This is a genomic window from Rhizobium tumorigenes (assembly GCF_003240565.2).
Taxonomy (GTDB): Bacteria; Pseudomonadota; Alphaproteobacteria; order Rhizobiales; family Rhizobiaceae; genus Rhizobium; species Rhizobium tumorigenes.
On record NZ_CP117255.1, the window covers coordinates 2104620 to 2116959 of the forward strand.

Annotated in this window: 11 protein-coding genes; 8 read left to right on the plus strand and 3 right to left on the minus strand. The window is 61.2% G+C overall.

Translation table 11 applies throughout. The features are described 5' to 3' along the window. On the minus strand, positions 1-945 hold the full coding sequence (locus PR017_RS10385; protein WP_111222642.1) for a cyclic di-GMP phosphodiesterase: 945 nt from the start codon (positions 943-945) through the stop codon (positions 1-3). Between the two features lie 296 nt (positions 946-1241). Here PR017_RS10385 and ade point away from each other — a divergent pair, with 296 nt between their 5' ends. Both ade and PR017_RS10395 read left to right on the plus strand, forming a co-directional pair. Then, positions 1242-2939 (plus strand): adenine deaminase, encoded by a 1698-nt coding sequence (ade, locus tag PR017_RS10390; protein ID WP_111222641.1) that lies wholly within the window; start codon positions 1242-1244, stop codon positions 2937-2939. A 123-nt stretch (positions 2940-3062) separates the two neighbouring features. After that, complete coding sequence (locus PR017_RS10395; RefSeq protein ID WP_111222999.1) at positions 3063-3263, plus strand: hypothetical protein; 201 nt, start codon at positions 3063-3065, stop codon at positions 3261-3263. A gap of 257 nt (positions 3264-3520) precedes the next feature. Here the strand turns inward: PR017_RS10395 and bglA are convergent, their stop codons facing one another. After that, positions 3521-5170 carry a beta-galactosidase BglA gene (gene bglA / locus PR017_RS10405; protein WP_111222640.1) on the minus strand — a complete coding sequence of 550 codons (1650 nt, stop codon included), beginning with the start codon at positions 5168-5170 and terminating at the stop codon, positions 3521-3523. A 287-nt stretch (positions 5171-5457) separates the two neighbouring features. Between bglA and PR017_RS10410 the strand changes: the two genes are divergently transcribed. The 6 genes from PR017_RS10410 (at position 5458) to PR017_RS10435 (ending at position 11937) form a co-directional block, all read left to right on the plus strand. Next, the gene (locus PR017_RS10410; RefSeq protein ID WP_111222639.1) at positions 5458-7038 is read left to right on the plus strand and encodes a peptide ABC transporter substrate-binding protein; all 1581 of its coding nucleotides are present in this window, start codon (positions 5458-5460) and stop codon (positions 7036-7038) included. A 48-nt stretch (positions 7039-7086) separates the two neighbouring features. Further along, positions 7087-8010 (plus strand): ABC transporter permease subunit, encoded by a 924-nt coding sequence (locus tag PR017_RS10415; protein ID WP_111222638.1) that lies wholly within the window; start codon positions 7087-7089, stop codon positions 8008-8010. Continuing rightward, positions 8007-8924, plus strand: a complete 918-nt coding sequence (locus PR017_RS10420; RefSeq protein WP_111222637.1) for an ABC transporter permease subunit — start codon at positions 8007-8009, stop codon at positions 8922-8924. The genes PR017_RS10415 and PR017_RS10420 overlap by 4 nt, the downstream gene beginning before the upstream one ends. 1 nt (position 8925) lies before the next feature. Next, a complete protein-coding gene (locus PR017_RS10425) occupies positions 8926-9936 on the plus strand; it encodes an ABC transporter ATP-binding protein (protein WP_111222636.1) in 1011 nt (336 codons plus the stop codon). Further along, positions 9929-10921: an ABC transporter ATP-binding protein gene (locus PR017_RS10430; RefSeq protein WP_111222635.1), complete on the plus strand. Its 993-nt coding sequence runs from the start codon at positions 9929-9931 to the stop codon at positions 10919-10921. Before PR017_RS10425 ends, PR017_RS10430 begins: the two co-directional genes overlap by 8 nt. A gap of 92 nt (positions 10922-11013) precedes the next feature. Then, the gene (locus PR017_RS10435; protein WP_111222634.1) at positions 11014-11937 is read left to right on the plus strand and encodes a sugar kinase; all 924 of its coding nucleotides are present in this window, start codon (positions 11014-11016) and stop codon (positions 11935-11937) included. Positions 11938-11940: 3 nt separating this feature from the next. On the opposite strand, the gene PR017_RS10440 is transcribed toward PR017_RS10435, so the two are convergent. Further along, positions 11941-12327: an ester cyclase gene (locus PR017_RS10440; protein WP_111222633.1), complete on the minus strand. Its 387-nt coding sequence runs from the start codon at positions 12325-12327 to the stop codon at positions 11941-11943. Positions 12328-12340: the final 13 nt, after the last annotated feature.

Consider the following 12340-nt stretch of genomic DNA (forward strand, 5'->3'; position numbering starts at 1 on the left):
CTACGGATGCACCGGCTGGCACACAGCGAGGCAGAGGATGAATTTCTTGAGCAACTGGCGGTCGAAGTGGCCGTCTCGCTTGATCATCCACTTTAGTGCCTCGCCTGACGACCAGGGCTTCCTGTAAGGCCTGGTTGAGGTGACGGCATCGTAGACGTCGCAGATCGCTGCCAGTCGTGAGAAATAGGTCAGGCTGCGGCCCGAGAGCTTGTCCGGGTAGCCCTTGCCGTCGACACGCTCGTGGTGGTGGCGACATATGTCTGTGACCATTGCCTGCATGTCTTCCTGCTGGGTCAGAATATCGTAACCCAGCATTGGGTGGTCGCGCATCACGCGCGTCTCGGCTTCATCCAGCACACCCTGCTTGCAGAGGATCGAGCGGGGCACCTTGATCTTTCCGATGTCGTGCAACAAGCCCGCGACGCCGAGCAGCTCGACGGTTGGCTCGTCCAGTCTGAGATAGCGGCCGAAATGGATCATCAGCGCGCTGACCGCAACGGAATGGACAAAGGTCGCCTCGTCCTTGTCCTTCAGGCGGGTGACACTGATGAAGACTGCGGGGTTGTCATCGACCGACTTGGAGATTGCGCTGGCAATCGCCTTGGTCTGATCGACGCTCACAGGGCCGTCGCTGGCGGCTAACGAAAACAGGTCCTTGAGTTGAGTTACCGACTGACGCACGGTCAGCACTGCGGCGGCTGCTTGCTGCAGGCAGGCCTCGCCACCGCCGCCATGGCGGCAGTCAGACGCTGGGCTCGATGACAGGTCGGCGCCTCTCGCGGTGTTGATGACGACGCCGCTGACATTGCTTGACCGGAGTTGCCGCGCAGCGACCGCATCGAGAACAAAGCGCCGCTTTTGGAGGGGATTGCTGGCCCAACCGCCTTCCATGTCCTCGATGAACATTCCGGGCCGGACCTGATCGAGGGTGATCCGCTTCAGCATCGGGAGCGCGATAGTGCATCGGCTGTGCCGGCCAATGCATTCGGTGAATCCAAGCCATCGTCAATCATCGGCCTGGCATCCTTCTGAAATCATCAAACCGTCTAAAGGCCGACGTATACAATAGAAAGCTTAACAAGCCTGATACCGAACATCTAATTTAACAGTCATTGAAATAGGCGCGTGCCTGCGGGCGCCCGCCAGGGGCCATTTGGCGCCGCCAACATTTTTGCTCCCAGGCTGGCTGATTACAGGCTAGACTCCTGACAAACACCCATACTGATTGAAAGCGCATCGTCATGACCAAGCCTCTCGAAGACTTCATCGACCAGGGTGTGGGCAGAAAGCCTGCAGACATCGTCCTCAAGGGCGGGAGGTTCTTCGATCTGGTGACCGGCGAACTCGTCGCCTCCGACATTGCCATCTGCGGCGACCGCATCGTCGGCACCTGCGGCGACTACACCGGTGTCGAGGAGATAGATATCACCGGTCGCATCGTCGTGCCCGGCTTCATCGATACCCATCTGCACATCGAATCCTCGCTGGTGACGCCGCACGAGTTCGACCGCTGCGTACTTCCCTACGGCGTGACGACAGTCATCTGCGATCCGCACGAAATCGCCAACGTGCTTGGCACCGAAGGCATCCAGTTCTTCCTCGATTCGGCGCTCGAGACGATCATGGACATCCGCGTGCAATTGTCGTCCTGCGTGCCCGCCACCCATCTGGAGACTTCGGGCGCCGACCTGCCGATCGAGCGCCTATTGCCGTTCCGCGACCATGAAAAAGTCATCGGCCTTGCCGAGTTCATGAATTTCCCGGGCGTGATCCACAAGGATCCGATCTGCATGGCCAAGCTGGAAGCCTTTCAGGGCGATCATATCGATGGCCATGCGCCTCTCCTCAGGGGCAATGACCTGAACGGCTACATCGCAGCCGGCATCCGCACGGAACACGAGGCGACATCGGCCGAAGAGGCCATGGAGAAGATCCGCAAGGGCATGCACATCCTGGTGCGCGAAGGCTCCGTGTCCAAGGACCTGCACGCGCTGATGCCTGTTATAACCGAGCGCCTTTCGCCCTTCATCGCCCTCTGCACCGACGACCGCAATCCTCTCGACATCGCAGAGCAGGGCCATCTCGACTACATGATCCGCACGGCCATCGCCGCCGGCGTCGAGCCACTGGCAATCTATCGCGCCGCCTCGATCTCGGCAGCCCGGGCCTTCGGCCTGCGCGACCGCGGACTGGTGGCGCCCGGCTGGCGCGCCGATCTGGTGGTGGTCGACAGCCTCGAAAGCTGCAAGGCAGGCATGGTCTTTGCCGGCGGCAGGCTGGTGACCGATGCGCTGTTTGCTACCCGCAAAAGCATCGCTCCCGTCGGTCTCGACAGCGTCAAGGCGCGCACGGTTAATGCTGCCGATTTCGGTGTCCCCTTCACCGATGGCGAAACCTCGGTCATCGGCGTGCTGCCTGGCAAGATCATCACCGAGCATCGCCGCTTCCGCCTGCCCTCGGTCGGCAACCAGACGACAGTCGACCTTGCCCGCGACATCATCAAGGTCGCCGTCATCGAGCGCCACGGCAAGAACGGCAATCACGCCAACGCCTTCGTGCAAGGTTTCGGGCTGAAGAAGGGCGCCATCGCCTCGACCGTCGGCCATGACAGCCACAACATCTGCGTCGTCGGCGTCAGCGAGGACGACATGGCCCAGGCCGTGCAGCGCCTGAGCGAGATCAAGGGCGGCTTCGTCGTCGTCGAGGACGGCAGGATTACCGGCGAGATCGCGCTACCGATTGCCGGCCTGATGAGCCTGGAACCCTACGAGCGCGTCCGCGACACGTTGCATCACCTGCGCAACGCTGCTTTCGCGCTGGGCTCGACCCTACAGGAGCCCTTCCTGCAACTGGCCTTCCTGCCCTTGCCCGTCATCCCGCACCTGAAGATTTCGGACAGGGGACTGGTGGATGTCGATGCATTCAGGCTGATCGGGTAAACGGGCCGGCAGGGCCTTCAAGCCATGCTTGTTTGGTGGTATCGTAAGGTCATGTGACGCCATAATCACGCGGGATCGTCTGATATCGCTGATCTCAGATCGATTATGCCGCTGGAGCAATCGATGACAAAGCTTGAGCATCTCGAAAAAACCATTGAGGAACTAGATACAAAGGAATTTGAAACCTTCCGTTGCTGGTTCGAGGCTCTGCAAGAACGGCGGTGGGACAGCCAGATAGATGCGGACGCGAAAAGCGGCAGACTGGATAAGCTTGCTGCAGGTGCTCTTTCAGAATTTCGTTCTGGAAATGCCAAACCGCTGTGAAGCACCACGCCACCGCGGGGTTCTGGCACGCCCGTGAGGCTTTGCCGGAGCGCGTGCGGAGGCTGGCAGATCAAAATTTCGAGCTATTGAAGAAAAACCCAATGCACCCCTCGCTGCACTTCAAGCGAGTGGCCAACTTCTGGTCAGTGCGCGTTGGGCTTTCGTGACGAGCGCTCGCCGTACAAGACGGCGAGAGCATCATCTGGTTCTGGATCGGCTCGCATGCCGACTATGACAAGCTGTTGCACTAATACGCCTCACAACCGGCCGCAGAAGACATCCATTGCATCGAGTATTACCGTCGTCCCAGTCGACCGCGGGCTAAATCCAGGCATTGCAACGATGCCGGTGACCGTCAGCCCTTGCGGCAGCGAAAGTTCGACCGGCTCCCGACCGAGATTGAAAACGAAGACCAGCGTCTCGCCGTGCTTCTCGCGGGTAAAGGCCAGCACATCCTCGTTTGTGGCGAGGAAAGTCAGGTCGCCGTCGAATAGCATCGGGTGCTCTCTTCGGAATGCCAGCGTCTGGCGATAATGGGTGAGCACGGAAGATCCATCCTCCTCCTGCCGGTCGGCCGCCAGTGTCGCATGCTGGTAGGGCACCGGCAGCCACGACTTCTCCGCTGTCGAGAAGCCCGCATGAACGCGGGCTGCTTCCCAGGGCATGGGAGTCCGGCATCCGTCGCGCCCCTTGAAGGCCGGCCAGAAGCGGATGCCGTAGGGATCTCGCAGGTCCTCGAAGGCAAGGTCGGCTTCGGGTAGCCCGAGTTCCTCGCCCTGATAGAGGCAGATCGAGCCACGCAAAGTCGCGAGCAGCGAGATCGCCAGTTTTGCGACACGAGCCCGCTCGGCCTCCGTCTCGGCAAAGCGACTGGCATGGCGAACGACGTCGTGGTTGGAAAACGCCCAGCAGACCCAGCCGTCCGTAACGCTCTCCTGGAAGGCGCTGACGCAGCGGCGGAAATGCGCCGGCGTGAACTCCGGCCCGAGCAGGTCAAACGTGTAGCACATGTGCAGTTTGTCGCCGCCGGACGTATAGGCAGCCAGCGTCTGCAACGAGCGGGCGCCATCGCCGACCTCGCCGACGGTCGCGCGGTTCTCATAGGTGTCGAGCAGCGCTCGCAGCCGCTTCAGGAAGTCGATGTTTTCCGGCTGCGTCTTGTCGTAAAGGTGGCTCTGCATGCCGTAGGGATTGGTATCGGGAGCATCCAGATCGGCGGCATCGTCGCTCGGCAAGGCCGGCGGATTGTCGCGCAACTGCTTGTCACAGAAGTAGTAGTTCACGGTATCCAGACGAAATCCGTCGACACCGCGATCGAGCCAGAATTTGACGGCGGCAAGCACCGCATCCTGGACACGCGGGTTGTGGAAATTGAGGTCCGGCTGCGAGGTGAGGAAATTGTGCTGGTAGTACTGGCGGCGGATACCGTCCCATTCCCAGCCGGGGCCGCCGAAAATCGACAGCCAGTTGTTCGGCGCCGTGCCGTCCGGCTTGGGGTTGGCCCAGACATACCAGTCGGCTTTCGGATTGTCGCGGCTCGTGCGGCTTTCGACGAACCAGGGATGGACGTCCGATGTATGGGAGATCACCTGGTCGATAATCACCTTGATCCCGAGCGCGTGGGCGGCGGTCATCATCTCGTCGAAATCGGCCAATGTCCCGAAAATCGGGTCGACATCGCAATAGTCGGAGACATCGTAGCCCATGTCTGCCATCGGTGAGGTGAAGAACGGCGCCAGCCAGATCGCGTCGACCCCGAGCGAAGCAATGTAGGGCAGACGCAGCGTGATGCCCTTGATGTCGCCAAGTCCGTCGCTGTTGGTATCCTGGAAGGAGCGCGGATAGACCTGATAGATTACCGCACCACGCCACCAGTCCTTCGCCGCCGTCCCGCTCGTTGAATTCATATAACAATGCGCCTTCGCTTAAATATCTAGGTGTGCCCGTACACTAGCCTGCGGCCGAAAAATTACAAATCGAAACAATCGCGCTGGTGAATTCCCATCGCAGAACGGTTCGTTAAAGCAACAGAAACGCCGTCCACAGACAAATGCATGTCGTTTTCCATATCGCGGTTTTAGGGGTTGAATCGTCGGTAGGCTGCGATACGTTGCGCTCTTGCTTGCGTGACCAGTTCACCTGCGGGAACAAGAACGACCTTGCTAACAAGGCAAACATAGAAAGATCGGCTTCCATGACATATCTGACCAAGGTATTTTACGCGTCCGCGCTCGTCGGATCGCTATTGTCGCTTTCGGCGCATGCCGCCACGCTCAACGTCCAGAACGGTGGCGATCCCCAGTCGCTCGATCCGCAAAAGATGTCCAGCGACTACGAAAACCGCATTGCCGGCGACATCTTCGAAGGCCTCACCACCGAAGATGCCAAGGACAATGCCATCCCCGGCCAGGCCGAGAGCTGGACGATTTCTCCCGACGGCAAGGTTTATACGTTTAAGCTGCGCGACGGTATCAAGTGGTCCGATGGCCAGCCGGTAACGGCCGAAGATTTCGTCTTCGCCTTCCAGCGCCTCGTCGACCCCAAGAACGCTGCCGAATACGCCTACCTGCAGTTCACCATCAAGAATGCCGAGAAGATCAACAAGGGCGAGATCACCGATTTCAGCCAGCTCGGCGTCAAGGCCATCGACGCGAAGACGCTGGAGATCACCCTCGACAACGCAACCCCCTATTTCCTCAATGCGCTGACGCACTACACCGCTTATCCTCTCCCCAAGCACGTCATCGACGCCAAGGGCGCAGACTGGGTCAAGATCGGCAACATCGTCACCAACGGCCCATATAAGCCGACGGAATGGGTACCCGGCTCCTATGTCACTACGGTCAAGAACGACCAGTACTGGGATGCCAAGAACGTCAAGATCGACGGCGTCAAGTTCTTCGTCATGGAAGACCAATCCGCCGCGCTGAAGCGCTACCGCGCCGGCGAATTCGACATCCTGACGTCATTTCCCGCAGACCAGTACCAGTGGCTGAAGACCAACATGCCCGGCCAGGCGCACGTCGTGCCGTTCCTCGGCACCTACTATTACGTCGTCAACGCCACCAAGCCTCCATTCAACGACAAGCGCGTCCGCCAGGCCCTGTCGATGGCCGTCAACCGCGAAGTCATCGGCCCGAAGGTTCTCGGCACCGGCGAACTGCCGATGTATTCCTGGGTTCCGCCGGGCACCGCCCATTACGGTGAGCCGGCCCAGATCAAATGGAAGGACGAGCCCTACAGCCAGAAGGTCGAGGAAGCCAAGAAGCTGCTGAAGGAAGCAGGCTTCGGTCCGGACCATCCGCTGCATGCCCAGCTTCGCTACAACACCAACGACAACCACAAGCGCATCGCCGCCGCGATCGCCTCCATGTGGAAGCCGCTCGGCGTCGAGATCGAGCTCTACAACACCGAGACCAAGGTGCATTACGACGAGATGCAGCATGGCAAGGTCGAAATCGGTCGCGCCGGCTGGCTCGCCGACTACAACGACCCGATCAATTTCCTCAACCTCCTGTCGACCGGCGTCGACATGAACTACGGACGCTGGAGCAATGCGCAATATGATGCGCTGCTCAAGCAGGGGAATGAAGAAACCGATCTCGACAAGCGTGCTGCCCTGTTCAAGCAGGCAGAACAGATCGCGCTCGACGACAGCGCTGCGATCCCGATCTACTACTATGTGTCGCAGAGCGTGGTGTCGCCGAAGATCGCTGGATATGAAGACAATATCCAGGACATCCACCGCACCCGCTGGCTGTCAATCAAAGAGTAAGGGACACGGGCTCCCTTTGGCCTTGCCGGAGCGAGCCTATCCACGCCCATGATCAAATATGCATTCCGTCGTCTCTTATCGACAATCCCAGTCATGTGGATTGCCGTGACCTTGAGCTTTTTCGTTCTGCGCCTGGCGCCGGGCGGGCCTTTCGATGGCGAGCGCCCTTTGCCGCCCGTCATCCTGAAAAATCTGGCGGCTCACTACAATCTCGATAAGCCGCTGATCGAGCAGTACTTCATCTACATGTACGACGTCCTCCACGGCGATCTCGGCCCCTCATTTGCCAACCAGGACTTCACCGTCACCCAGCAGATCATGTCCGGCCTGCCTTATACGCTGACCATCGGCAGCATCGCCTTTGTCGTCGCCGTGCTGGTCGGCGTTCTCGTCGGCTGTCTCGGGGCGCTGTACCAGAACCGGCAGGCCGATTACTGGCTCGGCGGCACCCTGCTGATTGGTCTTGTTCTACCCGGCTTCCTGATCGCGCCGATCCTGCAGTTGCTGTTCGGCATCAAGCTCGGCATTCTGCCGGTCGGCGGCTGGGGCGACGGCTCGATCAAGTTCCTGATCCTGCCAGTCACGGTCCTGTCGCTACCCCACGCGGCGCGGATATCGCGGCTGATGCGTGGCTCGATGATCGAGGTCATGAACCAGAACTTCATCCGCACCGCCAAGGCGAAAGGCATCGGTCCGAGGCTGACCGTCATGCGCCACGCGCTGAAACCAGCCCTGATGCCGGTCATCTCCTATCTCGGCCCGGCGGCCAGCTACCTGCTGACGGGATCGCTGGTGGTCGAAAGCATCTTCGGCCTGCCCGGCATCGGCCGCTACTTCATCACGGCCGCGCTCAACCGCGACTACGGCATGGTTCTTGGCACGGTGATTTTCTACATGGCGCTGATCGTCGTGCTCAATCTGCTCGTTGATATCGTCTACGCCTGGCTCGACCCGAAAGTGAGAACCCAATGATCCTCAATCTCGCTCGCCGCGAACAGCTGGAAGAGGAATTGCGGGCTGCAGAAGGATTGGCTCCCGAAAGCCGGTCGCTGACGCGCGACGCCATGCGCCGGCTGCTGCGCAACAAGGCCGCCGCCATTTCCCTCGTCGTGCTGACGCTACTGATCCTGGCTGCCCTCATCGCCCCCGCCCTCATTCCGTACGGCTATGAGGATCCGGATTGGGCAGCCTTCCGCACGCCGCCGGATTTCGCCAGCGGCCATTACTTCGGCACAGACCAGAACGGGCGCGATCTCCTTGCCCGCACCCTCTACGGCACACGCGTCTCGCTCGCCGTGGCGCTGGTCGCCACCTTCGTGTCGGTGGCCATCGGCGTGCTTTATGGCGCCGTCTCCGGCTACTTCGGCGGCAAGCTGGATGCAATCATGATGCGCTTCGTCGACATCATGTATGCCCTTCCCTACATTCTCTTCGTCATCCTGCTGATGGTGATCTTCGGCCGCAACGTCTACTTGCTGTTTGCCGCCATCGGCGCGCTGGAATGGCTGACCATGGCCCGCATCGTGCGCGGGCAGACGCTGTCGCTGAAACATCGCGAGTTCATCGAGGCGGCCCGTGCCTCGGGCCAGCGCCCGTTCAAGATCATCCTGAAACACATCGTCCCCAATCTCGTGGGCCCTGTTGTGATCTACGCCGCCCTCACGGTTCCTGAAATCATCGCGACGGAAAGCTTCCTTTCCTATCTCGGCTTCGGCGTGCAAGAGCCTCTGACGTCGCTGGGGACCCTGATCGCCGACGGTACCAACGCCATGGAAACCGATCCCTGGCTGCTGGCTTTTCCCGCCGCCTTCCTCGTCGCCTTGCTGATGAGCCTGCTTTTCATCGGCGATGGCCTGCGCGATGCATTCGACCCCAAGGACCGCTGACATGTCGGAAGCCAAAAAGAGCGACACTCTGCTCGAACTCAAGGACTACTCCATCCGCTTCCAGACCCCGGAAGGCGACGTCGCCGCGGTCAACGGCCTCAACCTGACGATACGGCGTGGCGAGCGCATCGCCATCGTGGGCGAAAGCGGTTCGGGCAAGAGCCAGACCTTTCTCGGCCTGATGGGTCTACTGGCGAAGAACGGCCACACCAGCGGCGAGGCGCTGCTGGAAGGCCGCGACGTGCTGGCGCTGAAGCCGCGCGAACTGGACCAGATCCGTGGCAAGGACATGGCGATGGTCTTCCAGGATCCGATGACCTCGCTCAATCCGACGCTGAAGATATCGCGGCAGCTGACGGAGCAGCTCGAGGTTCACGGCGGACTGACAGCACGCGCGGCCTCCGCCGCTGCACTCGACATGCTCAAGCGCGTCGGCATTCCCGACCCGGACCGCCGTTTCAATCTCTTTCCGCATGAACTTTCAGGCGGTATGCGCCAGCGTATCGTCATCGCCATGGCGCTGCTCACCAAGCCGAAGCTGCTGATTGCCGATGAGCCGACGACGGCGCTCGACGTTACCATCCAGGCGCAGATCCTCGACCTGTTCAACGACCTCACATCCGAAATGAACACCGCGCTCGTCATCATTACCCACGATCTCGGCGTCGTCGCCGGCCTCGCCGAGCGCGTCGCCGTCATGTATGCCGGCCGCATCGTCGAGGATGCGCCGGTTGACGAGCTGTTCGACGATCCGGCCCATCCCTATACGGCTGCGCTGCATGCCTCGATCCCGCGCCCCGACCAGGATGTCGACGATCTCGCCGTCATACCAGGCCGTCCGCCGAACCTGAAGCACCTCCCGCGCGGCTGCAGCTTCTCGCCGCGTTGCGCCCATGTCGAGGACGACTGTCTCGATGCGCGCCCACCGCTCGGGCTTCTGGCCCCTCATCGCCGAGCCGCCTGCTTCCATCCGCTTATCGGCCAACAGCAACGGAGCCCTGTCCATGGCTGAACAGACCCTGCTCAAGGTCGAGCACCTGACGACCCAGTTCGAGATCCCGTCGAAATCCTTCTTCAAGCCGGCGACGATGCTGACGGCCGTCAACGATGTCAGCTTCGAGCTTAAGGCTGGGCGGACGCTTGGCATCGTCGGCGAGTCCGGATGCGGCAAGTCCACCCTCGGCCGCTCGATCCTGCGCCTGATCCACGCCCAGAAAGGCCGCATCCTCTGGCAGGGCAAGAGCCTGCTGGATCTGTCGAACGAAGAGATGCGCGCGGCCCGCCGCGACATGCAGATCATCTTCCAGGACCCGATTGCCTCGCTCGATCCGCGCATGACCGTCGGCGACATCATTGCCGAGCCGCTGACAGTGTTCGAGCCGAAGCTAAGCCGCGCAGAACGGCAGGACCGTGTCCGCGAGATCATGGCCGCCGTCGGGCTGGTGCCCGAAATGATCAACCGCTACCCGCACGAATTTTCCGGCGGCCAGGCGCAGCGCATCGGCATCGCCCGCGCCGTTGTCACCCGTCCGAAACTGATCATCTGCGACGAGCCGGTTTCAGCCCTGGACGTCTCCATCCAGGGCCAGGTGATTTCGCTGCTGCGCAAACTGCGCAAGGAATTCGGCCTGACGCTGATCTTCATCAGCCACGACTTGTCCGTGGTCCGGCTGATCTCCGACGACGTGCTGGTCCTCTATCTCGGCCGCATCGTCGAGGCAGGCGATTGCGCTACGGTGTTCCAGAGCCCCGCCCATCCCTATACCCAAGCGCTGTTCTCGGCCGCCCCGGTTCCCGATCCGAAGGTCGCCCGCACCCGCAAGCGTATCCGGCTCCAGGGCGATCCGCCCTCGCCGATGAACCCGCCACCCGGCTGCGTCTTCGAGCCGCGCTGCTGGAAGGCAACCGACATCTGTCGCACCGCGATGCCGGCGACGCAGCCAGTGCGTCCCGGTCAGACAGCCGCCTGCTATCACATGGATAGCCCGGAAAACTGATCGCCGGATCGCCCTTTCCGGTGCAGGGCGGACTTGCTCGCCCTGCGTCGAAGGCATACAGCAGGCGCAGGAATGCGATGAGGGAGAGTATCGTGGGCGGACATTTTTTGTCGATCGGCGAGTGCATGGTAGAACTGTCCCAGGCTGCCAACGGCCTGCTGCGCAAGGGCTTTGCCGGCGACACGTTCAACACCGCCTGGTACGCCAAGGCCTGCCTGCCATCGGACTGGTCCATCGATTATTTCACGGCCGTCGGGGACGATCCGATGTCGGACGAGATGCTGGCCTTCATGAGTAGTGCCGGCATCGGCACATCCTATATCCGCCGCATCCGTGGTCGCACTCCGGGCCTCTACCTTATCAATCTCAAGGACGGCGAGCGGACCTTCAGCTATTGGCGCGAATCCTCGGCCGCACGCCAGCTTGCGGTCGATGGCGACCGTCTGCGCGAAGCCATCGAGGCTTCCGACGTCGTCTATTTTTCCGGCATTACGCTGGCGATCCTCGCCCACGACAGCGCTGAAACCCTTCTCTCGGAACTGCGCCGCGCAAAGGCGATCGGCAAGCTGGTGGTGTTCGACCCGAACCTGCGCCCAAGGCTCTGGACCAGCCTCGACACCATGCACACAACCATCAGCGAGGGCGCCCGCGCCGCAACGCTTGTCATGCCGAGCTACGACGACGAAGCCGCCCATTTCGGCGATCCCTCGATTGCCGCTACCATCCGCCGCTATCGGCAACTCGGCGCGCCCATGGTCGTCGTCAAGGACGGTGCCAAGGGCGTGACGGTGAGCACGTCCGCTGGCGACACGCTGGTCGAAGCCGAACACGTTGCCGACGTCATCGACACGACCAGCGCCGGCGACAGCTTCAACGGCGCGTTCCTTGCCGAATACCTGAAATCGAAGGACCCAATCGCCGCAGCCCGCTTCGCCGTCAGGATCGCCGCCCGCGTGATCTGCGAGCACGGCGCGTTGGTGGATCGACAGAAGCTCGGCCTCGACGCAACAGCCTGATCGTCAGAGCTGCGCCTCGATAGCCGCCTTGTCGACGACGGACCAGACCTGCCTGATCCTGTCGTTGCGAAACTCGTAGATCACGTTCTCGGAAAACGAAACTCTCCGTCCGTTCACGGCAAGGCCAAGGAAAGTTGCGGATGGCGTGCAGTCAAACAGCAGGCGGGCAGCGATCCGCGGCGGATCGGTGAGCAGGAGGTCTATCTTGAATTGCAGATCCGGTATCTGCCGAAAATCCTCTTCCAGCATTTTTCGATAGCCTGACAGCCCGACCGTCCGGCCGTTGTGCACGGCATCATCGGCGACGAACAGACCGAGCGAAGCCCAGTCCTGCCTGTTGAGGCAGGCGATGTAGCCTCGGTAAAGAGCAGCAAGATCGGCAGCGGCCATGGGATCACATCCT